General features: G+C 70.3%; 21 protein-coding genes. 18 read left to right on the forward strand and 3 right to left on the reverse strand.

Annotated features, from left to right (window positions below):
- The first annotated feature begins 57 nt into the window (after positions 1-57).
- The 16 genes from ABEA62_RS01180 to ABEA62_RS01255 all read left to right on the forward strand — a co-directional run bounded on the left by ABEA62_RS01180 (position 58) and on the right by ABEA62_RS01255 (position 17,825).
- The gene (locus ABEA62_RS01180; RefSeq protein WP_345378129.1) at positions 58-1,602 is read left to right on the forward strand and encodes a deoxyguanosinetriphosphate triphosphohydrolase family protein; all 1,545 of its coding nucleotides are present in this window, start codon (positions 58-60) and stop codon (positions 1,600-1,602) included.
- Between the two features lie 92 nt (positions 1,603-1,694).
- Complete coding sequence (gene thrS, locus ABEA62_RS01185; RefSeq protein WP_286215882.1) at positions 1,695-3,686, forward strand: threonine--tRNA ligase; 1,992 nt, start codon at positions 1,695-1,697, stop codon at positions 3,684-3,686.
- A 29-nt stretch (positions 3,687-3,715) separates the two neighbouring features.
- Complete coding sequence (locus ABEA62_RS01190; RefSeq protein WP_286216653.1) at positions 3,716-4,231, forward strand: HIT family protein; 516 nt, start codon at positions 3,716-3,718, stop codon at positions 4,229-4,231.
- The gene (pgsA, locus tag ABEA62_RS01195; RefSeq protein ID WP_286215883.1) at positions 4,232-4,891 is read left to right on the forward strand and encodes a phosphatidylinositol phosphate synthase; all 660 of its coding nucleotides are present in this window, start codon (positions 4,232-4,234) and stop codon (positions 4,889-4,891) included. It abuts the gene before it with no gap.
- Positions 4,888-5,775: a phosphatidylinositol mannoside acyltransferase gene (locus ABEA62_RS01200; protein ID WP_286215884.1), complete on the forward strand. Its 888-nt coding sequence runs from the start codon at positions 4,888-4,890 to the stop codon at positions 5,773-5,775. The genes pgsA and ABEA62_RS01200 overlap by 4 nt, the downstream gene beginning before the upstream one ends.
- Before the next feature lies 1 nt (position 5,776).
- A complete protein-coding gene (locus ABEA62_RS01205; RefSeq protein ID WP_286215885.1) occupies positions 5,777-6,931 on the forward strand; it encodes a glycosyltransferase family 4 protein in 1,155 nt (384 codons plus the stop codon).
- Positions 6,928-7,836 carry a pyridoxal 5'-phosphate synthase lyase subunit PdxS gene (pdxS, locus tag ABEA62_RS01210; protein WP_286215886.1) on the forward strand — a complete coding sequence of 303 codons (909 nt, stop codon included), beginning with the start codon at positions 6,928-6,930 and terminating at the stop codon, positions 7,834-7,836. The genes ABEA62_RS01205 and pdxS overlap by 4 nt, the downstream gene beginning before the upstream one ends.
- 21 nt (positions 7,837-7,857) lie before the next feature.
- The gene (locus tag ABEA62_RS01215; RefSeq protein WP_286215888.1) at positions 7,858-8,388 is read left to right on the forward strand and encodes an NUDIX hydrolase; all 531 of its coding nucleotides are present in this window, start codon (positions 7,858-7,860) and stop codon (positions 8,386-8,388) included.
- Positions 8,385-8,990, forward strand: a complete 606-nt coding sequence (gene pdxT, locus ABEA62_RS01220; RefSeq protein ID WP_286215889.1) for a pyridoxal 5'-phosphate synthase glutaminase subunit PdxT — start codon at positions 8,385-8,387, stop codon at positions 8,988-8,990. Before ABEA62_RS01215 ends, pdxT begins: the two co-directional genes overlap by 4 nt.
- A 245-nt stretch (positions 8,991-9,235) precedes the next feature.
- Positions 9,236-9,991 carry a YebC/PmpR family DNA-binding transcriptional regulator gene (locus ABEA62_RS01225; RefSeq protein WP_286215890.1) on the forward strand — a complete coding sequence of 252 codons (756 nt, stop codon included), beginning with the start codon at positions 9,236-9,238 and terminating at the stop codon, positions 9,989-9,991.
- Positions 9,992-10,024: 33 nt separating this feature from the next.
- Positions 10,025-10,579 (forward strand): crossover junction endodeoxyribonuclease RuvC, encoded by a 555-nt coding sequence (gene ruvC / locus ABEA62_RS01230; protein ID WP_286215891.1) that lies wholly within the window; start codon positions 10,025-10,027, stop codon positions 10,577-10,579.
- A gap of 52 nt (positions 10,580-10,631) precedes the next feature.
- Positions 10,632-11,222, forward strand: a complete 591-nt coding sequence (gene ruvA, locus ABEA62_RS01235; RefSeq protein ID WP_286215892.1) for a Holliday junction branch migration protein RuvA — start codon at positions 10,632-10,634, stop codon at positions 11,220-11,222.
- Positions 11,215-12,252, forward strand: a complete 1,038-nt coding sequence (gene ruvB / locus ABEA62_RS01240) for a Holliday junction branch migration DNA helicase RuvB (RefSeq protein ID WP_286215893.1) — start codon at positions 11,215-11,217, stop codon at positions 12,250-12,252. Before ruvA ends, ruvB begins: the two co-directional genes overlap by 8 nt.
- Positions 12,253-12,359: 107 nt before the next feature.
- Positions 12,360-14,168, forward strand: a complete 1,809-nt coding sequence (secD, locus tag ABEA62_RS01245) for a protein translocase subunit SecD (protein WP_345378138.1) — start codon at positions 12,360-12,362, stop codon at positions 14,166-14,168.
- Positions 14,168-15,256: a protein translocase subunit SecF gene (gene secF / locus ABEA62_RS01250; RefSeq protein ID WP_286215894.1), complete on the forward strand. Its 1,089-nt coding sequence runs from the start codon at positions 14,168-14,170 to the stop codon at positions 15,254-15,256. The genes secD and secF overlap by 1 nt, the downstream gene beginning before the upstream one ends.
- Before the next feature lie 316 nt (positions 15,257-15,572).
- A complete protein-coding gene (locus ABEA62_RS01255) occupies positions 15,573-17,825 on the forward strand; it encodes a RelA/SpoT family protein (protein ID WP_286215895.1) in 2,253 nt (750 codons plus the stop codon).
- Between the two features lie 15 nt (positions 17,826-17,840).
- On the opposite strand, the gene ABEA62_RS01260 is transcribed toward ABEA62_RS01255, so the two are convergent.
- From ABEA62_RS01260 to ABEA62_RS01270, 3 genes are all read right to left on the reverse strand, one after another.
- The gene (locus ABEA62_RS01260) at positions 17,841-18,404 is read right to left on the reverse strand and encodes a hypothetical protein (RefSeq protein ID WP_286215896.1); all 564 of its coding nucleotides are present in this window, start codon (positions 18,402-18,404) and stop codon (positions 17,841-17,843) included.
- A gap of 83 nt (positions 18,405-18,487) precedes the next feature.
- Positions 18,488-20,056: a DUF349 domain-containing protein gene (locus ABEA62_RS01265; protein ID WP_286215898.1), complete on the reverse strand. Its 1,569-nt coding sequence runs from the start codon at positions 20,054-20,056 to the stop codon at positions 18,488-18,490.
- A complete protein-coding gene (locus ABEA62_RS01270) occupies positions 20,053-20,826 on the reverse strand; it encodes a peptidylprolyl isomerase (RefSeq protein ID WP_286215899.1) in 774 nt (257 codons plus the stop codon). Before ABEA62_RS01270 ends, ABEA62_RS01265 begins: the two co-directional genes overlap by 4 nt.
- Positions 20,827-20,893: 67 nt before the next feature.
- On the opposite strand from ABEA62_RS01270, the gene hisS reads away from it, so the two are divergent.
- Both hisS and aspS read left to right on the forward strand, forming a co-directional pair.
- The gene (hisS, locus tag ABEA62_RS01275; RefSeq protein WP_345378145.1) at positions 20,894-22,252 is read left to right on the forward strand and encodes a histidine--tRNA ligase; all 1,359 of its coding nucleotides are present in this window, start codon (positions 20,894-20,896) and stop codon (positions 22,250-22,252) included.
- Between the two features lie 56 nt (positions 22,253-22,308).
- Positions 22,309-24,078, forward strand: a complete 1,770-nt coding sequence (gene aspS, locus ABEA62_RS01280; RefSeq protein ID WP_286215900.1) for an aspartate--tRNA ligase — start codon at positions 22,309-22,311, stop codon at positions 24,076-24,078.
- Positions 24,079-24,112 lie beyond the last annotated feature (34 nt).

Consider the following 24,112-nt stretch of genomic DNA (forward strand, 5'->3'; position numbering starts at 1 on the left):
CGGGCGTCGATAGCGTCCTCGATAGCCGAAGGACGGGGACCGACCAGGGGAGGTCGCATGAGTGAGCCGGCGGCGGTGGACCCGCGCATCGCGCGTCGCGTCGCCGAGCAACTCGACGAGTTTCAGCTGGTCGAGTATCGCCCCGAGTTCCGCGTCGACCTCGAGCGCATCCGCTTCTCGCCGTACTTCTCGCGGCTGTCCGCGGTCACTCAGGTGATCTCGCAGTCCGGCGCCGGACTCGCGGTCCACAACCGCCTCACGCATTCCGTGAAGGTGACGGCCGTCGCGCGCGCGATCGCCGTCTCGCTCGTGGGCGACCGAGGCGAGCGTGGCGCGCTCGTACGGGATCTGGGTGGATGCGACCCGGTCGTGGTGCAGGCGGCCGCAGCCGCGCACGACCTCGGCCATCCGCCGTTCGGCCACCTGGGCGAGCAGACCCTCAATCGCCTGGCCCGCGAGCGCTTCGGGCTCGACGAGGGCTTCGAGGGCAATGCCCAGACCTTCCGCATCCTCACGCGTCTCGACGAGTACGATCGGGCCGGCTCCGGCCTGAACCTCACGGCCGCGGTGAGGGCCGCGGTGCTGAAGTACCCCTGGATGCGGGCCGAGGGCCAGCGCTGGCCCGTGGGCGCCGCGACGCCGCGCGGTCTCGCGCCCGCCAGGCCGGGGGAGGGCGCGCTCAAGTTCTCGGCGTACACCCTCGACGCCGCCGACTTCGCGCAGGCTCGGGCCGCATACCCCGCGATCGCGCCGCTCCAGCAGACCGTCGAGTGCTCGGTCATGGACATCGCGGACGACATCGCCTACTCGCTGCACGACCTCGACGACTTCTACCGCGCGGACCTCCTCAACCAGGCGGCGGTGTCCGCGGAGTTCCGCACGTGGATCAGGGACCGCGCGGCGCTCGCACGAATCCCGCGCGAGGAGCTCCTGCGCGCCCCGCGCACGCCGGGACACGGCCTCGAACTGCTGCGCAGGCGGATGGTCGAGAAGGACCCGTGGGTCGCGGGGGACGATGCCTTCGGCGAGTCCGTCGCGAGGGTCGCCGACGAGGTCGTGGACGGCCTGCTGTCGGTCCCATACGACGGCTCGCTCGCGGCCGACCGCGGGCTCGCGGTGTTCATGTCCGGATGGATCGCCCGCCTCCAGCACTCGGTCTCCGTCGAACGCGACCCCCACGTGAGGTCGGGCCACGTGAGCCTCGACACCGCGGCGTGGCACGACGTCGCTGTCCTGAAGTTCCTCCAGGAGCGGTTCGTCCTCCACCGTCCCGACCTCGCGGTGTATCAGCGCGGCCAGGCGAGCGTGATCGAGAGGCTCGTGACCAGCTTCGCGGCATGGCTCGACGACGATGACGACGTGCGCCGCGCCCCCCGGCGCCTCCTGGACCTGGTCGAGATCGCCGCCGAGGACTACCTCAGGGTGAGGGATCGGTCGCCGGAGGCCCTGCCGACCACCGATGCCGCGGCGTTGCGGCGCTACGCCACGGGCCGCGGCATCATCGACTACGTCGCCTCGCTCACCGATGCGCAGGCGATGTCGGTCGCGGCGCTCGTCTCGGGCGCCTCCGAGCGGCTGTGGGACGGGGGACAGGGGCTGTAGCCGCCACCCGCGCTCACGCGCGGCGGTGACGCGACCGCACGGACCCTCGGTAGCATCGTCCCCGTACGCCCCACCACCCGAGGAGAACACCGGTGTCAAGCCTGACTGCGACCATCGACGGCGTCGAGCGAGAGCTCGCACCGGGCACGACGGGCGCCGATCTGTTCGGTGAGCGCCGCGACGTGGTCGTGATGAGGGTCGACGGCGCGCTGTGGGATCTCGCGCGCGAGGTCCCCGCCGGCGCCTCCGTCGACGCCGTGACGGTCTCCGAGCCCGACGGCCTCATGGTGCTGCGCCACTCGACCGCGCACGTGCTCGCGCAGGCCGTTCAGGCCGTTAACCCCGACGCCAAGCTGGGCGTCGGCCCGCCCATCGAGAACGGCTTCTACTACGACTTCGACGTCGAGACGCCCTTCACCCCCGAGGACCTCAAGGCACTCGAGAAGGCGATGCAGCGCATCGTCAAGGAGGGTCAGGCCTTCGTGCGTCGCGAGGTGACCCGCGACGAGGCGCTCGCGGAGCTCGCTCACGAGCCCTTCAAGTGCGAGCTGCTCACGCAGGACACCGCGGGTGCCGAGGGTGCCTCGGTCGAGATCGGCGATGGCGACATCACCATCTACGACAACGTGCGCCGCGGGGGCGAGGTCGCATGGAAGGACCTGTGCCGCGGTCCTCACGTGCCCAGCACCCGTGTGCTGCAGAACGGGTGGTCGCTCATGCGCTCCGCCGCCGCATACTGGAAGGGCTCCGAGAAGAACCCGCAGCTCCAGCGCGTGTACGGCACGGCGTGGCCCTCCAAGGAGGAACTCACCGCGTACAAGGAGCGGCTCGCCGAGGCGGAGCGCCGCGACCACCGCAAGCTCGGCGCGGAGATGGACCTCTTCTCCTTCCCCGACGAGATCGGCTCGGGGCTCGCCGTCTTCCACCCCAAGGGCGGCGTGATCCGCATGGAGATGGAGGAGTACTCCCGCAGGCGCCACATCGAGGAGGGGTACGAGTTCGTCTACACCCCCCACGCGACCAAGGCGCAGCTGTTCCAGACCTCGGGTCACCTCGACTGGTACGCGGACGGCATGTACCCGCCCATGCAGATGGACGAGGAGCGCGACGCCGCGGGCAACATCACGAAGCAGGGCCAGGACTACTACCTCAAGCCCATGAACTGCCCGATGCACAACCTCATCTTCGGCGCGCGTGGCCGGTCGTATCGCGAGCTGCCGCTGCGCCTGTTCGAGTTCGGCACGGTGTACCGCAACGAGAAGTCGGGCGTGGTGCACGGCCTCACCCGTGCGCGCGGCTTCACGCAGGATGACGCGCACATCTACTGCACGCGCGAGCAGATGAAGGATGAGCTCACCACCACCCTCGAGTTCGTGCTCGGACTGCTCAAGGACTACGGGCTCGAGGACTTCTACCTCGAACTGTCGACCCGCAATCCCGAGAAGTCGGTCGGCTCGGACGAGATCTGGGAGGAGGCCACCGCGACCCTGCGCGAGGTGGGCCTCGCGTCGGGCCTCGAACTGGTGCCCGACCCGGGTGGCGCGGCGTTCTACGGACCCAAGATCTCCGTGCAGGCGCGCGACGCGATCGGGCGCACGTGGCAGATGTCGACCATCCAGCTCGACTTCAACCTTCCCGAGCGCTTTGAGCTCGAGTACACGGCCTCGGACGGCTCGCGCCAGCGCCCCGTGATGATTCACCGTGCGCTGTTCGGCTCGATTGAGCGCTTCTTCGCGATCCTTACCGAGCACTATGCGGGTCAGTTCCCCGTGTGGCTCGCACCGGTCCAGGTGCGCGCGATCCCGGTCGCCGAGCCGTTCAACGACTACCTGGGCGAGCTGGTCGCGCGACTGCGCGCGGCGGGCGTGCGCGCCGAGCTCGACGCCTCGGACGAGCGCTTCCCCAAGAAGATCCGCACCGCCTCGAAGGAGAAGATTCCGTTCGTCCTCATCGCGGGCGGCGACGACGCCGACGCGAACGCGGTGTCCTTCCGCTATCGCGACGGCAGCCAGGACAACCAGGTGCCGCTCGACGAGGCCGTCGCGCGCATCGTCGAGGCCGTGACCACGAAGGCTCAGGTCTGACGGTGCCCGAGGCCGTCGACGCGGACACCATGGGAGGCGAGCCCGACGGGCTCGAGAGACTGTGGACCCCGCATCGGCTCGCCTACGTCAAGGCGGAGCGACCCGAAGGCGAGCCGCGCGGCTGCCCGCTGTGCAAGAAGACCGAGTCTGACGACCGCGCCCACCTGGTGGTCCACAGGGGAGAGCACTGCTACGTGGTGCTCAACCTGTTCCCGTACAACCCCGGCCACCTCATGGTGTGCCCGTATCGCCATGTCGCGCTCTACACGGACGCCACCGACGCCGAGCGAGACGAGATGGCGGTGCTGACCCAGCGCGCGATGCGCGTGCTGGCCCGGGTGAGCAGCCCGCAGGGCTTCAACATCGGGATCAATCAGGGAACCGCGGGCGGAGCGGGGATCTCCGCTCACCTCCACCAGCACGTGGTGCCGAGCTGGGAGGGAGACTCGAACTTCCTCCCCATCATCGCGCGCACCAAGGCGGTGCCCGAACTGCTCGACGACACGTGGCGACGCGTGAGCGACGCCTTCAGAGAGGACCAGTAGATGTTCGGCAGGCTACGGCCGCTCATGGCGGCCCTGTGGCAGGCGCCCGCACGCGCGCTGCTCGGGCTGGGTGTCCACCCCAACGTCATGACCATCCTCGGCACGGCCGGCGTGGTGTTCGGCGCGCTGTTCTTCCTGCCCAAGGGCGGGATCTGGCTGTTCTGGGGCGTCATCTTCATCACCGTGTTCGTGGTGACGGACATGCTCGACGGGACGATGGCCCGGCTGGGAGGCAAGAGCTCTCGCCTGGGCGCGTTCCTGGATTCGACGCTCGACAGGGTCGCCGACGCCGCGATCTTCGGCGCCCTCGCATGGTCCTTCATCGACAACGATCGCGCGACAGCCCTGGCCGCACTCGCGTGCCTCGCCATCGGTTCGCTCGTGCCCTACGCCCGCGCGCGTGCCGAGTCGATCGGCGTCGACGCGAAGGTGGGCATCGCCGAGCGCTCGGACAGGCTCGTGATCGGGCTGACCGCGACCGGAATCGTGGGACTCGGCGTGCCGCTGCCCGTGCTGACGTGGACCCTGTGGGTGCTCGCGGCGATGGCGGCGATCACCGTCGCGCAGCGGATCAACGCGGTGGTGCAGCGCGCGCGACGCGACCCCGCGTGGAACGCGAGCAGTCTCGAGGCCGGGCGCCAGCTCTACCCGCACGAATGAACGGCTTCCTGTTCGCGTTCCGGGCCTCGCGCTACCTCCCGGTCTCCGTCACCCGCGGCGCACTGTGGGCGGGCACGATGGCGCAATGGGTGCGCCGCGCCAAGCCCGCCCGCCGTCTCGAGGAGAACCTGCATCGCGTCACGGGGCTCGAGGGGCGTGACCTGCGCCGCCTCAGCCGCGCGGGCATGGCCTCCGCCGCGCGCTACTACGCCGAGGCCTTCGAGTTGCCTCGCATGACCGCTGACGTCATCGACGCGCGCGTGCGTATGGAGAACGAGGCCGAGATCAGGGAGATCATCCGCGAGCACGGCCGCGTGGTGATCGCGCTCTCGCACTCGGGCAACTGGGATCTGGTGGGCGCTTTCGCGTGCCGGAACCTGGGTCCCGTCGTGTCCGTCGCGGAGGTGCTGAAGCCGCGTGAGGTCTTCGAGGAGTTCGTCGCGCTGCGCGAGGGCGTGGGCATGCGGATCCTCGGCCTCGAAGGGGGATCCACCTTCAGGGAGCTGATCCGTATCGCACGCGGCGACGGCGGACTCATCTGCCTGCTCGCGGACCGGGACCTCACGGGTTCGGGCATCGAGGTGGACTTCGCGGGTCACCGCGCGAAGGTGGCGCCCGGACCGGCAGCGCTGGCCGCGGCGACCGACACGATGCTCGTGCCCGTCATGGTGCGCTACGAGCGGCTGCGGGGAAAGCGCCGGCGCGCGGCGCGGTCGCGGTGGGGGACCGTGCTCACCTTTGGTGCGGCGGTCTCTCCGGCCGATGCCCCTGGCGACGACCGCGTGGGTCACCTCACGCGGGCCTGGGTAGGGTTCATGGGCGACGCCATCCGCAGGCACCCCCAGGATTGGCACATGCTGCAACGGTTCGGATGGACGGAGTGAGATGAGGATCGGCATCGTCTGCCCGTACTCGCTCGACCGGCCCGGCGGCGTGCAGCTGCACGTTCTCGACCTCGCCCAGGCGCTCATCGCGCGCGGCCACGACGTCTCGGTGCTGGCCCCCGCCGCCGAGGACACACCCGTGCCGCCGTACGTGTCGAGTGCGGGGCGATCGATTCCGATCCGCTATAACGGCTCGACGGCGCGCCTCACGTTCGGTCTCATGGCCGCGTCCCGCGTGCGTGAGTGGCTCAAGCTCGGTCACTTCGATGTGGTCCACCTGCACGAGCCGGGCGCCCCGTCGCTCAGCCTCATCGCGATGTGGGCGCGGATCGGGCCCACCGTGGCGACGTTCCACAGTTCGCAGTCGGAGTCCGCGGCGATGCGGCTCGCGAAGCCGTGGATTAAGCCGGGCTACGAGGAGCTCGACGCGCGCATCGCGGTGTCGCCCTCCGCCGCGGCGACCGTGCGCGACCACCTGAGGGTCGAGGCCACGCACATCATTCCCAACGGGGTCGACACCTCGCACTACGTCACGGCCGTCCCCGACCCCCGGTGGACGGGCACGGCCGAGGCCCCGAGCATCGGCATCCTGGGACGCCTCGACGAGCCGCGCAAGGGGCTCGAGGACTTCCTTGCCGCGATCCCTGCGGTCCGTGCGGCGCATCCGCACGCGCGCTTCCTGGTCGCGGGCCGCTTCTCGGATCGAGTGGCCGCCAAGGCCGCGCGCGCCGGCGCCGAGGTCGTCGGGGAGCTCGACGAGGCGCAGAAGGCGCGCTTCATGGCCTCGGTCGACATCTACTGCGCGCCCAACCTGGGCGGCGAGAGCTTCGGGATCGTGCTGGTTGAGGCGATGGCCGCCGGGGCCGCCGTCGTGGCCTCGGATCTCACGGCGTTCATGGACGTGTCGACGCTCGCCGACGGCGGTCACGCCGCCGCGCACCACGCGGTCGGCGATCCCGCGTCGATCGGCGCGAGCGTCATCGCGCTCCTCGATGACCCGGCGGAGCGCGCCGCGCTCGCCGAGCGGGGGCGCGAATGCGCCGCCGCCTTTGACTGGTCCAACGTCGCGCCCCGCGTCGAAGAGACGTACCGCGACGCCATTAGGATGGATGCCGAGTTCCATCCCCATCCGACGAAGGACGTCACATCGCCATGACCACCACCGACGACACCACTCAGCCCCAGGTTGGCACCGACCTCGTGAAGCGCGGCATGGCCGAGATGCTCAAGGGCGGCGTCATCATGGACGTGGTCACCCCCGAGCAGGCTCGCATCGCCGAGGACGCGGGCGCGGTCGCCGTGATGGCGCTCGAGCGGGTGCCCGCCGACATCCGTGCGCAAGGCGGCGTGGCGCGCATGAGCGACCCCGACCTCATCCAGGGCATCATCGACACCGTCTCGATCCCCGTGATGGCCAAGGCGCGCATCGGCCACTTCGTCGAGGCGCAGGTGCTGCAGTCGCTCGGCGTCGACTACATCGACGAGTCCGAGGTGCTCACCCCCGCGGACTACACGCACCACATCGACAAGTGGAACTTCACGGTTCCCTTCGTGTGCGGCGCGACCAACCTGGGCGAGGCGCTGCGCCGCATCTCCGAGGGTGCGGCCATGATCCGCTCGAAGGGCGAGGCCGGCACGGGCGACGTGTCGAACGCGACCACGCACATGCGTCAGATCCGCGCGGAGATCAAGGCGCTCACCGCGCTGCCCAAGGACGAGCTGTACGTCGCCGCCAAGGAGCTCCAGGCGCCGCTGCCGCTCGTGCAGGAGATCGCCGAGACCGGCAAGCTCCCCGTGGTGCTCTTCACCGCGGGTGGCATCGCGACGCCCGCCGACGCCGCGATGATGATGCAGCTGGGCGCCGAGGGCGTGTTCGTCGGCTCCGGCATCTTCAAGTCGGGCAACCCCGCGCAGCGCGCCGCGGCGATCGTCAAGGCGACGACGTTCTTCGACGACCCGTCGGTGATCGCCGACGTGTCGCGCGGGCTGGGCGAGGCGATGGTCGGCATCAACGTCGACGAGGTCCCCGAGCCGCACCGCCTCGCCGAGCGCGGCTGGTAAACCCCGGCTGTTCGATCACGCATGGGCGCCGCGACGGGGGACAGGATCCACCGACGCGGCGCCCGCGTGTTGCTCGTCGCGCCCGCGGGGGACGACGGCGAGGGTCCCCGCCTGCTCATGGTGCAGGGGCATGATCCTCACGACACGGCGCGCTCCTTCTGGTTCACGCCGGGCGGCGGGATCGAGCCGGGAGAGACGATGCTCGAGGCGGCGGTGCGCGAGCTGGTCGAGGAGACCGGCTACGTGCTCGAGCCTCACGAGCTCGTGGGTCCCGTGTGGAGGCGCACAGCGGTGTTCGACTTCGCGTCGCGGCCCTACACGCAGTTCGAAGAGATCTACGTCGGCCGGCTCGAGGACGCCGACCGGCGCGCACGCACGGCCGAGGAATGGACCGAGGTCGAACGCGAGACCATCGACGAGGTCACGTGGCTCACGGAGCGCGAGCTCCGCGAGTCGATGATCGAGGTGTTTCCGGCCCAGTTGCGGGAGCCATGGGCGTGGTTCCTCGACTGGGACGGCGTGACGAGGGACCTGGGAGAGGTGGACGAATGAGCACCGTGGGTGTGCTGGCCCTGCAGGGCGATGTGCGCGAGCATGCGGCCGCGCTCGAGCGCGTGGGCGCGACCGCGACGCGCGTGCGCCGTCTCGCGGAGCTCGAGGCCGTCGACGCGCTCGTCATCCCCGGCGGCGAGTCCACCACGATCGACAAGCTCCTGCGCGCATTCGACCTGTTCGAGCCGCTGCGGTCGCGGATCGCCGAGGGCATGCCCGTGATGGGCTCGTGCGCGGGCATGATCATGCTTGCGACGGACATCATCGGGGCGATCGAAGGGCAGCGGTCGCTGGGCGGCATCCCCATGACGGTGCGCCGCAACGCGTTCGGGCGGCAGGTCGACTCGGCCGAGACCGAGTTGGTGTGGGAGCCGGACGGCTCGATCATGCACGCGACGTTCATCCGTGCGCCGTGGGTTGAGTCGTGGGATCCGGCGGTCGAGGTGCTCGCGACCGCCGCCGGCCCCGACGGCATGCGTCATCCCGTCGCGGTGCGCCACCGCGCGGCGATCGCGACGAGCTTCCACCCCGAGATCGTCGCGCCGGGTGGCACCGCGGACGACCGCGTACATCGGCTGCTCGTCGACCTCATCGCGTCGTAGCCATCCCCGCTGCGGCTGCCCCCCCCGCGGCTCCGCCACACAAGCCACCCCGGCATCGGCCCTCAGCGGGCTCTCCGGGCACGACACGCCGGCGACACGCCGAGCGCTGTGTGGCGGAGCCGCGAATCCGTGTGGCGGAGCCGCGAATCCGTGTGGCGGAGCCGCGATGGTGTGGGACCGGTTCCGGGCCTCGCCACGCACTACACTGGACGGGATTCCAGACCGACATTCGACGAGGAGCACACGTGTCCGGGCATTCCAAGTGGGCGACGACCAAGCACAAGAAGGCCGTCATCGACGCCAAGCGCGGCAAGCTGTTCGCCAAGCTCATCAAGAACATCGAGGTCGCTGCCCGGACCGGCGGCGGCGATCTCGCGGGCAACCCGACCCTGTTCGACGCGGTGCAGAAGGCCAAGAAGTCCTCGGTGCCCAACGACAACATCGACCGCGCGGTCAAGCGCGGCTCGGGGCTCGAGGCGGGCGGAGCCGACTACGAGACCATCATGTACGAGGGCTACGGCCCCGGCGGTGTGGCCGTGCTCATCGAGTGCCTCACCGACAACCGCAACCGTGCGGCCACCGAGGTGCGCGTGGCGCTCACGCGCAACGGCGGCTCGCTCGCTGACCCCGGCTCGGTGTCGTACCTGTTCTCCCGCAAGGGCCAGGTGATTGTCGCCAAGGACGGCGGCGCGACCGAGGACGACCTCATGGAGGCCGCTCTCGATGCGGGTGCCGAGGAGATCAACGATCTCGGCGACGTGTTCGAGATCATCTCGGAGGCCACCGACTTCGTGGCAGTGCGCACCGCGCTCCAGGAGGCCGGCATCGACTACGACAGCGCCGAGGCGACCTTCCTCCCCTCGATGAAGATCGAGCTCGAGGTCGAGGGCACCAAGAAGATGCTGCGTCTCATCGACGCCCTCGAGGACTCGGACGACGTCCAGAACGTGTGGGCGAACTTCGACGCGAGCGACGAGGTCCTCGAGGCCGCGCAGGCCTAGCGGCTCGCGCGCGGCGGAGGGGAAGCAGGGCCGATGCGCATCCTGGGGGTCGATCCCGGCCTCACCAGGTGCGGGTTGGGAGTGGTCGAGTCGGGCGCTGCGCGGCGCGTGACGATGCTCGACGTGCGGGTGGCGACGTCGCCATCGACCCTCGAGACCCCGGCGCGGCTCGCCCAGATCGCGGACGTGGTCGAGGCGATGCTCGACGAGCATCGTCCCGAGGCGGTCGCGATGGAGCGCATCTTCGCGCGCTCCGACGTGTCGACGATCATGGGCACCGCCCAGGTCTCCGGCGTGATCATGCTCGCGGCCGAGCGGCGGGGGCTCCCGCTGTCGCTCTACACGCCGTCCGAGGTCAAGGCCGCGGTGACCGGAGATGGCCGCGCCGGCAAGGAGCAGGTGACGTTCATGGTGACGCGGCTGCTGGGTCTCGCGCAGGCCCCACGACCGGCCGATGCCGCGGACGCCCTCGCGATCGCGATCGCGCACGCGTGGCGTGGGGGTGCCGCACCGGTGGGATCGGCCGCGACGACGCCCGCTCAGCGGCGCTGGACCGAGGCCGAGAAGGCGGCGCGCCGTCGCGGATGACGTCGGTGCGCTCGGCTAGCCTGTTCGTACACATGTTCGAGAGGGGCTCCGGGTGATCGCTCAGCTGTCGGGAAGCGTTGCGCACGTGGGCGCGTCCGCGCTCGTGCTCGACGTCGCGGGGGTCGGATACCGCGTGCTGGCCACGCCGGCGACCCTCGGGGAGCTGCGGGGCGGCCAGTCGGCGACGCTCCACACGCACCTCGTGGTGCGCGAGGACTCGATGACGCTGTTCGGGTTCTTGACGGCGGGGGAGCGGGACACCTTCGAGCAGCTTCAATCGGTGCAGGGCGTGGGCGCGAAGCTCGCGCTGGCGATGCTCGCGGTGCATTCGCCCGAGGCTCTCGCGCAGGCGGTGGCCGCGGGCGACCAGAAGGCCCTCACCAAGGTGCCCGGAATCGGCCCCAAGGTCGCGTCGCGGCTCCTGCTCGAGCTCGGCGGCAAGCTGGTGCTCGACGAGCACACCCCGGGCGCCCCGGTTGGCGACGCGCGTGCCGAGGTGGTCGAGGCGCTGGTCGGACTGGGATACCCCGTGAAGCAGGCGCAGGCGGCCGTCGACGCCGTCGCCGAGCAGCCCGTGTCGCAGGCCGAGACGGGTGCGGTACTGAGGGCCGCCCTCAAGCACCTGGGAGGCACCCGTGGATGAGCGCGTGGTCAATCCCGACGCGGACGCGATCGAGCGGTCCAACGAGGCCGCGCTGCGCCCCGCCAACCTCGATGAGTTCGTCGGTCAACGTGTGGTGCGCGAACAGCTGGGACTCGTGCTGAGCGCCGCGACGGGCCGTGGATCGACACCCGACCACGTGCTGTTGTCCGGACCGCCGGGGCTGGGCAAGACCACGCTCGCGATGATCATCGCGGCGGAGCTGGGCGCGACCCTGCGCATCACCTCGGGCCCCGCGATCCAGCATGCGGGCGACCTCGCGGCGGTGTTGTCCTCGCTCGACGAGGGCGACGTGCTGTTCCTCGACGAGATCCACCGCCTCGCGCGGCCCGCCGAGGAGATGCTCTACCTCGCGATGGAGGACTTCCGTGTCGACGTCGTGGTGGGCAAGGGAGCCGGCGCGACGTCGATCCCGCTGAGCCTGCCGCCCTTCACCGTGGTGGGCGCGACCACGCGCGCGGGACTGTTGCCCGCGCCGCTGCGCGACAGGTTTGGATTCACGGGCCATCTCGACTTCTACGAGGATCACGAGCTCAAGGCGATTGTGGTGCGCTCGGCGGGGCGGCTGGGCGTGTCGATCGAGCACGATGCCGCGCACGAGATCGCGTCGCGCTCGCGCGGCACGCCTCGCATCGCGAACCGGCTCCTGCGCCGCGTGCGCGACTGGGCGCAGGTGCACGGCACGGGGCGCGCGGACCTGGACGCCGCGCGGGAGGCGCTCGCCGTGTACGAGGTCGACGAGCGCGGTCTCGACCGGCTCGACCGCGCGGTGCTCAAGGCGCTGTGCCTGCGCTTTGGCGGCGGGCCGGTGGGCCTGTCGACCCTCGCGGTGACCGTGGGGGAGGAGACCGAGACGGTCGAGACCGTCGCGGAGCCCTTCCTCGTGCGCGAGGGGCTCATGAGCAGGACGCCGCGAGGGAGAATCGCGACGGCCGATGCGTGGCTCCACCTGGGCCTCGAGCCACCAGTCGACGCCGTGGGCGGCGCGACGGGTTCGCGCCTGTTCGACTGACGCGCGGCCCGGATGCGGCGGGCTCCCGCGTGCCGTATTCGACTCGGGGCCCGCGAGCCGCCTAGAATCGCCCGGGGCTCAGTCGAGCCGAGACCGTGAGGATTCCTGTGGCACGTGTGAAGAATGGGGCGCGTCGTGCGCTCACCTGGCTGGGCGCCATCGTCGTCGGCCTCTATGGACTGTTGGCGCTGGGCGTCGTGACCGGTGGTGCGGGCTGGACGCCCTCCCTGGCTCTCGACCTCGCGGGCGGCCGCGAGATCGTCCTGACTCCGACCCTTATCGAGGGCGCAGAGCAGACGGTCGACCAGTCCGACCTTGACCAGGCCGTTGACATCATCCGCCGGCGCATCGACGCCTCGGGTGTGGCCGAGGCGGAGATCAGTACGCAGGGCCAGAACGTGGTGGTCGCGCTGCCGGGTAACCCGTCGGACGAGACGGTCGCACTGGTGCGTCAGAGCGCTCAGCTTCAGTTCCGTCCGGTGCTGGTGGCAGGCGCGCCGACCGCGTCGACCATCACCGACCCGAGCGCGACGCCCTCGCCGGAGGCGTCAGCCTCCGCCGAGCCGTCGGCCGAGCCGTCCGAGGTCCCGAGCGCCGAGGCATCGGCCGTGCCCGAGGCCAGCGCCTCGGCCGAGCCGACCGCCGAGGCGACCGCGTCGGCGGAGCCCAGCGCTGAGCCCAGTGCCTCACCGAGCGCGGAGGCGACGCCCGACGCGGAGCCCACCGATGCATCGTCCCTCGAGTGGATCACCACCGAGGTGCAGGAGCGCTACGACGCCCTCGACTGCACGCTGCCCGAGAACCTGTCGGGCGTGACCCCGGGCGACCCCGCAGCGGCCGATGTCGCGTGTGACCAGTACGGACTCGCCAAGTACATCCTGGGCCCGGTCGAGATGGACGGCTCCGACATCGATACCGCGACCTCGGGCCCCGAGCTGAGCCAGCAGGGCACGCTCACCGGCCGCTTCGAGGTGCGCCTCGAGCTCACGGGCGACGGAGGATCCACCTTCGCCCAGATCACGGAGCGCATCTCGACCCTCGAGTCGCCGCGCGACCAGTTCGCGATGGTGCTCGACGGAGTGGTGATCTCCGCCCCGGGTGTCTCCGGGCCGATCACGGGTGGCCAGGCGTCGATTACCGGCACCTTTACTCAGGAGTCCGCGCAGCAGCTGGCCAACCAGCTGAAGTTCGGTGCGCTGCCGATCACCCTCGAGGTGCAGTCCGAGCAGCAGATCTCCGCGACCCTGGGTGCCGACCAGCTCCAGAAGGGTCTCATCGCCGGTGCGATCGGCCTCGTGCTCGTGGTGATCTACTCGCTCATCCAGTACCGCGCGCTCGGCCTCGTGACCGTGGGCTCGCTCGTCATCGCGGGTGCGCTCACGTATGTGCTCATTGCGCTGTTGTCGTGGCTCATCGACTACCGCCTCTCGCTCGCGGGTGTCGCGGGTCTGATCGTGGCGATCGGTGTGACGGCGGACTCGTTCATCGTGTACTTCGAACGCGTTCGCGACGAGCTCCGCGAGGGCCGCAGCCTCAATGCCGCGATCGAGCACGGATGGCGCCGCGCACGCCGCACCATCCTCGCCTCCGACGCGATCAACCTGCTTGCCGCCGTGGTCCTGTACGTGCTCGCGGTGGGCGGCGTGCGTGGCTTCGCCTTCACGCTCGGTCTCACGACCATCGTCGACGTGATCGTCGTGATGATGTTCACCCACCCGGTGCTCGCGTTGCTGGGTAAGACGAAGTTCTTCGGCTCGGGTCACCCGTGGTCGGGACTCGACCCGCGCCAGCTGGGCCGCGACACCATCTACAAGGGCCGTGGCCGGGTGGCGATCAACCCGACCCAGCCCACCCTCGCCGAGCGCAAGGCCGCCGCGGCCGCCGCCGGCGCACGCCCCGAGGGGGAGGACGCCTGATGAAGACCAACCTGGCACAGTGGGGCAACAAGCTCCACGCTGGCGAGATCACCTATCCGATCGTCCAGCAGCGCAAGCGCTGGTTCGTGGTGTCCGCTGCGCTCCTCGCGGCGTCCATCCTCATCCTCGTGTTCAAGGGGCTCAACCCCGGCATCGACTTTGCCGGAGGCACCGAGTTCCGCGTCACGGGCTCCGGAATCGCCGAGGTCTCGATCGCGCAGGAGGTGGTCGAGGAGCTCGCTGCCGACGAGACGCCGCGCGTCACGCTGCTGGGCGACGACGACATCCGCATCCAGATCGGCGTGGTCGATGCGGACACGGCTCGCCAGATCTCCGAGGCGCTTGCGGACGCGTACGGGGTCGACGAGGCAGCCGTCGGCTTCACGCAGATCGGCCCCACGTGGGGTGCGTCGGTGGGCAAGGCCGCGATCCAGGGCCTCATCATCTTCCTCATCCTCGTGTCCGTGGTGATGTCGCTGTATTTCCGCGCGTGGCGCATGGCCGCGGCGGCTCTCATTGCGCTCGCCCACGACCTCATCATCACGGTGGGTGTCTACGCGCTCGTGGGTTTCGAGGTCACCCCCGCCTCGGTGATCGGATTCCTCACGATCCTGGGCTATTCGCTTTACGACACCGTGGTGGTCTTCGACAAGGTGCGCGAGAACACCGCCAACCTCACGTCGCAGCACCGCTACACGTATGCCGAGCTCGCGAACCTGGGTCTCAACCAGACGCTGGTGCGCTCGATCAACACGTCCGTGGTGGCGCTGCTTCCCGTGACCGCGATCCTCGTCGTGGGCGCGTGGTGGCTGGGCGCGGGCACGCTCATGGACATCTCGCTCGCGCTGTTCATCGGCATGGCCATCGGCACGTGGTCGTCAATCTTTGTAGCGACCCCGTTCGAGGTGGCGCTTCGTGGTTCGGAGCCCAAGATCAAGGAGCACACCGCCAGGGTGCTCGCGATGCGTGCCTCCGGTGAGACGGACGTCGCGATTTCGGAGACCGGCGAGGTGCGCGTGGGTGCCGTGACTCCTGGACACCACCAGGGCACCGCCGCCCAGCCGCGGCGCAAGAACCGCAAGGCCTGACGCCACCCCATCCCAGACTGACCAGGAGGGGGACGATGCCGACACCACGGCATCGTCCCCTCCGGCCGTTTCCGGCGCGACCCATGCCCCACGCACTCCGCGCGGCCCACCGGCTCCGCCACACGTCATGTCGGCTCCGCCACACACGCTCGCGCAATGGGACCTCCATGGTCGCTTTCGCGAGGTCGGCGCCTCCCATGGGACCTCCACTGTCGCTCCGCCCGCGAGCCGTGTGGCGGAGGCGCAGGTCCGTACGTGTGATGGGGCGGTGCGGCGCACTCGGTAGACTGGGCCCCTACCAGCCTGGGAGGTGCGCGTGACGGAGACTCGTCCCTCGACCGGGGCGCTCGGGCTCGGATTCCTCCGCCGGGGCAGCCGCGAGGCGAGCGCGATCGACGGCGTGCTCGACACGTATCGCCGCATGTATCCGCGCGGTCGGACGGGGCTCATCGAGCGCGCGTACAAGGTCGCCGACGAGGCTCACCGCGGTCAGCTGCGCAAGAGCGGCGAGCCGTACATCACTCATCCCATCGCGGTGGCGCAGATCATCGCGGATCTCGGAATGTCCGATTCCGTCATTGCCGCGGCGCTGCTCCACGACGTGGTCGAGGACACCGAGTATCCGCTCGAGCGCATGCGCGAGGAGTTCGGCGACGAGGTCGCGATGATCGTCGACGGTGTCACCAAGCTCGACAAGGTGACCTACGGGGACGCCGCGCAGGCAGAGACCGTGCGCAAGATGGTCGTCGCGATGGCTAAGGACATCCGCGTCCTGTTGCTCAAGCTGTGCGACCGGCTCCACAACGCGCGCACGTGGAAGCACGTGTCGCCGGAGTCGGCCCGCAAGAAGGCGCAAGAGACCATCGAGATCTACGCCCCGCTCGCGCATCGCATGGGGCTCAACGCGATCAAGTGGGAGCTCGAGGACCTCAGCTTCCAGACCCTGTACCCGAAGATCTATCAGGAGATCGTCGAGGTCGTGACGGAGCGCGCACCCGAGCGCGAGAAGTACCTCGCGCAGGTGCGCTCCGAGATCGAGAAGGACCTGCGCGCGATGCGCATCAAGGCCGAGATCACGGGCCGCCCCAAGCACTACTACTCGGTGTATCAGAAGATGATCGTGCGAGGCCGCGACCTCAACGACATCTACGACCTGGTGGGCATCCGCATCCTGGTCGAGTCCGTGCGCGACTGCTACGCGGTCCTGGGCGCCATGCACGCCCGCTACCAGCCCGTTCCGGGCCGGTTCAAGGACTACATCGCGATGCCCAAGTTCAACCTCTACCAGTCGCTTCACACCACGGTGATTGGCCCGACCGGCAAGCCCGTCGAGCTGCAGATCCGCACGTACGACATGCACCGCCGTGCCGAATACGGCCTCGCGGCGCACTGGCGCTACAAGGAGACGGCCAAGACCGGCGGCAAGGGTGGCGGCGGCCAGGGCGACATGGGTTGGCTGCGCCAGATCGCCGACTGGCAGCAGGAGACCGCCGACCCGACCGAGTTCCTCGACAGCCTGCGGGGAGAGATCTCCAAGGCCGAGGTCTACGTCTTCACGCCGCGCGGCAAGCTGCTGTCGCTGCCGCAGGGGGCGACGCCTGTCGACTTCGCGTACGCTGTCCACACCGAGGTGGGCCACAAGACCATCGGCGCCAAGGTCAACGGCCGCCTGGTGCCGCTCGACTCGACGCTCGAGAACGGCGATACGGTCGAGGTCCTCACCACCTCGGACGAGAACGCGCATCCCAAACGCGACTGGCTCGAGTTCGTGCAGTCCACCCGCGCGCGCAACAAGATCCGCCAATGGTTCACGCGCGAGCGTCGCGAGGAGTCGATCGAGACGGGGCGCGACATGCTCGCGCGCGCGATCCGTCGCCAGCACCTGCCGATGCAGCGCCTGATGAGCCGGTCCACCCTGCTCGCGCTCGCCAAGGAGATGCACTACGAGGACGTCGACTCGCTGTACGCGGCGATCGGCGAGCACAAGGAGCGGGCCGCCGATGTCGTGGTGCGGATGGTCGAGGCGGTGGGCGGCCAGGAGGGCGCCGACGAGGACCTGACCGAGATCACGCGCCCGGGGCTGCCGGCCGCGCGGTCCTCGCGTCGCGGCGACCCTGGAGTCTCGGTGCACGGCCTCACCGATGTCGTGGTCAAACTCGCGCGCTGCTGCACGCCGGTGCCGGGGGACCCGATCCAGGGATTCGTCACGCGCGGCTCGGGCGTGAGCGTCCACCGCGCCGATTGCGACAACCTCGCGCAGCTGAAGAGCCAGAGCGAGCGACTCATCGACGTCGAGTGGACCGGCCACAACGCAGGGACCTTCCTGGTCAACATCGAGGTGGAGGCGCTCGACCGCAACCGCCTGCTGTCCGACGTGACCCAGGTGCTGTCCGACCACCACGTCAACATCCTGTCCGCCAACGTGTCGACCTCGCGCGATCGCGTCGCGCTGTCAAGCTTCGTCTTTGAGATGGCGGATCCGTCGCACCTCGGCGCGATCCTGAGCGCGGTACGGCGCATCGATGGCGTCTACGACGCGCGCCGGATCACCGGCGCGAAGCGACCGTAGCGACCGCAACGGCTTTCAGAAGCCCTCAGGGACGGACGGCACACCGTCCACGAGTTCCCGGACGATCGCCGCGACGCGCGCGTAGCCGGCCCCGTTCGAGGGATCGAGCGCGAGCGAGGCGCGCAGTTCGGGCGCGGTCACCCACCCCGCGGCCAGTCCGGCGACCGTCGCCGCGCGAGTGACGTGCTCGTCCTCCCATCGCAGCGCGTCCAGGCACGCGCGCGCCACGGGGGCGACCCTGACGGGGCCCATGTGCTCGCCCATGCGCGAGGTGACCCCGGAGTGGAACGCCAGCCGGGCATCGTCCGTGCGCGAGAGCCCACGCACGCCCACGACGTGCCACGGGGCCTGGGGCGCGGAGCCGTCGACGCGTGCCCACCGGCCATGCACCCAGAGCGCCGCGAGGCCCGTGAGCACGGTGTGGCGCGGCACGTGCGCGCACGCGAGGGCACGCAGGCCGGGGGAGGAGGGCACGTCGAGGGGGCGAGCGACACCCGCCGCGAGTGGGGCGACGATGCCGTCCCTGAGCAGGCGCGCAAATTGCGGCCGCCCGACGTCGGCCGGGGTGACGAGGATCATGGGTTCATCGTCACCGCACACGCGACAGCGGGCCAGCCCCTGTGGAGGGGTCCGGCCCGCTGTCGGTGTTCTGCCGTGCGTCTCTAGCGCACGCCCTCGATCTGCGACAGCCACGCCTGACGGGCCGCGAGAGACTCCTCGAGCTTCGAGGTGTCCTTCTTTGCCGCCTTCGCCTCCGCGATCTCGGCCTTGAGGGCCTCGATCGCGGCGTGGAGCTGCGCCGCGGCGCCGCTCGCGCGCGCCTCGAGTTCGGGGTTGCGCGAGTTCCACTGCGCGTCCTCGGCATCCCGCACGGCCTTCTCGACCGCGCCCATGCGCTTCGTCAGGCGTGCGACGTCGGCGCGCGGCACACGACCCGCGGCCTCGAAGCGGTCCTGGATCGGGCGGAGCGCCTGCTTGGTCGCCTGCAGGTCCTTGATGGGAAGCAGGGCCTCGGCCTCGACGACCGCGGCCTCCTTCGCCTCGACGTTGCCCGCGAGGGCCTCATCCTCGGCATCGGACGCGCCGCGACGCGACTGGAAGAACGCGTCCTGTGCCGCCTGGAATCGCTTCCACAGCGCGTCGTCGACGCTGCGTCGGCCACGGCCGGCGGTGCGCCACTCGTTCATGAGGTCGCGGAAGCCGCGCGCGCCGCGGTCCCAGTCGGTGGTCTGCGCGAGCTCCTCGGCCTTGGCGACGAGCGCCTCCTTGCGGGCGGCCACGTCGGTATTGGCCCTGTCGAGCTCGGCGAAGTGGTGCTTGCGCGCCTTCTCGAAGGCCGAGCGTGCGTGAGTGAAGCGCGTCCATAGGGCACGCTCGACGTCCTTGGGGATGCGCGCGCCTGAACGCTGCGCCTCCTTCCACGCGTCCAGCAACGCCCTGAGCTCGACGGTGTCGTTCTTCCAGTGCACCTTCGACTCGGGCTTGTTCGCGAGCGCCTCGGCGGTCACCACGATCTCTTCGCGAGCCGCGACCGCTGCCTCGCGGGCTGCCTTGCGCTCCTCCTGGATGCGGGTGCGGATCGCCTCCGCCTCCGCCTTCACCGCGGCGAAGCGCTCGAGCAGCGTGTCGAGGTCGCCGACGACGCTGGGCGGCGTGAGCGAGGACTCGAGCGACGCGAGCGACTCGTCGATGTCCTTGGGCGCGAGGTCCGCGGTCGCGAGGCGTGCATGGAAGCGCTCCACCGCGGCCTCGAGCTCGAAGAAGGCGTGGGCGTACGGGCGCAGCGCGTCGTCGTCGGCCGCGGGGCCCACCTCGACGCGCTCTTCGGCCACGATCACGTAGGCCACGCCGTCCTCGACGAGTCCGTGCGCGAGCGCCTCCTCGAAGCGCTCATCCGGCACCTCGGCAGCGACGGGCACGGGCACCACCACGTGGGTTGCCTGCTTGGCGACCGCGGCGGGCGTCGGCGCCTTGAAGGCGCCGGGCTTGGGCACGCCTGGCTTGGGCGCAGCCGGCTTGGGTGCGCTGGCTTCGGGTGCGGCCGGCTTAGGAGCGCTTGCCTCGGGCGCGGCCTCTGATGCGGCCTCTGAAGCGACCTCGGTTGCCGCCTCCGGCGTCACCTCGGGCGCGGCGTCGGGAGTCGCGACATCGGCCGCGGTCTCGGGGGTGGGCTGGGACGCGGCCACGACGGCCTCGGTCTGCGACGCGGGGGCGTCGGGCGACTCGGTCATGAGACGGATACCTCGTTCACGATGACGGACAAAGCCGGCGGACCATCGGTGTCCCCGGTGATGGTGCCTGCGTCGGCAACATCCACCACACTAGCGGTCCCGTCAACGACCCTTCCCAGCACGGTGTATCCGCCGGCCGCATCGGACGGGATGACGGAGTCCTGGTAGACGATGAAGAACTGGCTGCCCATGGACTCGCCGTCGCCCGGCACGCGCGCCATCGCGATGGTTCCGGCGGGGTATAGGTCGTCCTCGGGAGCGTTCTCGATCGGCCCATACGTGTAGCCCGGGCCGCCGGATCCGGTGCCCGTCGGGTCACCACACTGGAGCACGTAGATGCCCTCGGTCGTGAGGCGGTGGCAGTCGGTGCCGTCGAAGAAGCCGTCTTGTGCGAGCGACACGAAGCTCGCCACGGCCTGCGGTGCCGCGGCGCCGTCCAACTCGAGCACGATGTCGCCGCGGTTGGTCGCGAGCGTCGCGGTCCACGTGCGGGATTCGGCGATCGAGGGATCGGGAACCGCGAGGTCCGTCGACACGGTGGACTCCGCGCTCGAGGTCCCGGAGGGGGTCTCCGCGCGCGCCTCGGTGCGGTTCTGGTTGAGCGCGACGAGCAGGACCGCGAGTCCGCCACCCAGGAGGAGCCCGGCCGCGACCACGATCGCCGTGATGCGGATGACGCGTTCCTTGTGGCGCTGCCTCGCGGCGATCCGCTCCTCGAATGCGGCCTGTCGCTTCTTTGCGGCGGCCTTGGCCTGCTTGTTGCTGGTCATCGGTCCTTCTCGTGCCGGGAGATGTGCCAGGTCAGTCTACGGCGGGGCGATGCGGAACAATGGCCGCATGGCACGCGTGCAACCCCTCTCCGGATTCCCCGAATGGTCACCGCAAGAGCGTCTGGTGGAGGCGCACGTCCTTGAGACGTTGCGCGAGGTCTTCGCGCTGCACGGATTCGGCGAGATCGAGACGCGGGCCGTCGAGCCCGTCGAGCGCCTCGCCGGCGACTCGGAGGCGTCCAAGGAGATCTACGCGATCGGTCGTCTCAACGCCGACGAGCAGTCGGGTCGCGAGGCGCGCCTGGGTCTGCACTTCGACCTCACCGTGCCGTTCGCGCGCTATGTCGAGGAGAACCAGGGACGCCTGCACTTCCCGTTCCGGCGCTTCCAGATCCAGAAGGTGTGGCGCGGCGAGCGCCCCCAGGAGGGGCGGTTCCGGGAGTTCTATCAGGCGGACATCGACGTCGTGGGCCGCGACCACCTGCCCGAGCACCTCGAGGCCGAGGTCGCGATCGTCATGGCCAGGGCGCTGGCCGCCCTCCCGATTCCGACCGCGCGCATGCACCTCAACAACCGCGCGCTCGTCGAGGGCTTCTATCGCGGCGTGGGGATTGTCGACGTCGCGGGCGCGCTGCGCAGCGTCGACAAGCTCGACAAGATCGGGCCCGACGGCGTGCGTGACGAGCTTCACGCGAAGGGTGTGTCGCCCGAGGCCGTCGCGGCCATCCTCGAGCTCGCGGCCATCCAGACGCCCGACGACTCGTTCTTTGGCCTGGTCGAGGCGCTGTGGGACCACGCACCCATCGTCGAGGACGCGGACGATGCGCGGGCGGAGTTCGATCGCGGCGCTCGCTCCCTCGCGGCCCTGGTCGACGCGGTCAATGCCGCGGTTCCTGGCGCCGCGATCGCGGATCTCAGGATCGCTCGCGGCCTGGACTACTACACGGGCGCGGTGTACGAGACGGTGCTCGACGGCCACGAGGACCTCGGGTCGATCTGCTCGGGCGGACGCTACGACTCGCTCGTCGCGGGCGGCGGCTTCCCCGGCGTGGGGATGTCGATCGGTGTGAGCCGGCTCGTGAGCCGCATGCTGAGCGCGAACCTCGCCGCGTCCACGCGCGCGGTCCCGCAGGCGGTCCTGGTCGCCGTGACCGACGAGGCGCACCGGGCCGCCTCGGCCGCGATCGCGGACCGGCTGCGGGCGCGCGGCATTCCGTGCGAGGTGTCGCCGACCGCCGCCAAGTTCGGCAAGCAGATCCAGTACGCGGATCGCCGGGGCATCCCGTTCGTGTGGTTCCCGGGGGCGGGGGAGACCGCTCCCGACGGCGAGGTGAAGGACATTCGCACGGGTGACCAGGTGCCGGCCGATGCCGACGCCTGGGTGCCTCCCGCGGACGACCTCAAGCCGCGCATCGTCCGCCGCTAGACTGAGTCCCGCTCTTCACTTGACCCGCGCCACCCGCGCGTACGAAAGGCCTTGTCTTGCTCCGCACGCATCTCGCTGGAAACCTCCGCGCCGCCGACTCGGGCGCGACCGTCACCCTCGCCGGTTGGGTGGGTCGCCGCCGCGATCACGGCGGCGTCGCGTTCATCGACCTGCGTGACGCGTCGGGCTTCGCTCAGCTGGTGATTCGCGAGGAGATCGCTCACGCGCTGCGCACCGAGTACGTCATCCAGGTCACCGGTGAGGTGCGCACGCGGCCCGAGGGGTCCTCGAACCCGAACCTGCCCTCGGGCGAGATCGAGGTCGACGTCCACGAGGTCACGATCCTCAACGAGTCCGTCCCCACCCCGTTCCCGATCGACGACCACGTCACGGTCGGGGAGGAGGCGCGCCTCAAGCACCGCTACCTCGACCTGCGTCGCCCGCAGCCGCGCGCCAACATCGTGCTGCGCTCCAAGGTCAACCAGGCGGCCCGTCGCGTGCTCGAGCGCCACGACTTCCTCGAGATCGAGACCCCGACGCTCACGCGCTCGACGCCGGAGGGTGCCCGCGACTTCGTGGTGCCCGCCCGTCTGTCGCCGGGCTCGTGGTACGCCCTGCCGCAGTCCCCGCAGCTCTTCAAGCAGCTGCTCATGGTCGCGGGCATGGAGCGGTACTACCAGATCGCGCGCTGCTACCGCGACGAGGACTTCCGCGCGGACCGCCAGCCCGAGTTCACGCAGCTCGACATCGAGATGAGCTTCGTCGACCAGGACGACGTCATCGCTCTCGGCGAGGAGCTCGTGCGCGAGCTGTGGGCGCTGATCGGCTACGAGGTGTCGCTGCCCATCCCGCGCCTCACCTACGCCGACGCGATGGCGCGCTTCGGCACCGACAAGCCGGACCTCCGCTTCGGTCTCGAGCTCACCGAGCTGACGTCCTACTTTGCCGACACCCCGTTCCGCGTGTTCCAGGCGGACTACGTGGGCGCGGTGGTCATGCCGGGCGGCGCGTCGCAGCCGCGCAAGACCCTCGACGCGTGGCAGGAGTGGGCGAAGCAGCGCGGCGCCAAGGGCCTCGCGTACGTGCTGGTGCAGGAGGACGGCACGCTCGGCGGTCCGGTGGCGAAGAACCTGTCCGAGACGGAGCTCGAGGGACTCGCGGCCGCCGTGGGCGCCGAGCCGGGCGACTGCATCTTCTTCGCCGCGGGCAAGGCATCGACCTCGCGCGCGCTGCTGGGCGCCGCGCGCAACGAGATCGCGCGCCGCGTGGGCCTGATCGACGAGGACCGCTTCGAGTTCGTGTGGGTCGTGGATGCGCCGCTGTTCAAGGCGGTCGACGGGGACGATGACGACGTCGTCCTGGGCACGAGCGCGTGGACCGCGGTCCACCACGCCTTCACGAGCCCCAAGCCCGAGTTCATGGACACGTTCGACACGGATCCCGGACCCGCGCTCGCCTACGCGTACGACATCGTGTGCAACGGCAACGAGATCGGCGGAGGCTCGATCCGTATCCACCGCCAGGACGTGCAGGAGCGCGTCTTCAAGGTGATGGGCATCGGGGCCGAGGAGGCTCAGGAGAAGTTCGGCTTCCTCCTCGACGCCTTCCAGTTCGGCGCCCCGCCTCACGGCGGCATCGCGCTCGGCTGGGACCGCGTCACGGCGCTGCTCGCCAAGGCGGATTCGATTCGCGACGTCATCGCGTTCCCCAAGTCCGGCGGAGGCTACGACCCCCTGACGCAGGCGCCCGCGCCGATCACTCCCGAGCAGCGCAAGGAGGCCGGGGTCGACTTCGTCCCCGAGAAGAAGGAGCAGGCGGAGGCGTAGTCGAGCCTTCGGAGGTGTTGCGCGGCACGAGGTG

This window comes from Demequina sediminis (assembly GCF_039545075.1).
GTDB lineage: Bacteria > Actinomycetota > Actinomycetes > Actinomycetales > Demequinaceae > Demequina > Demequina sediminis.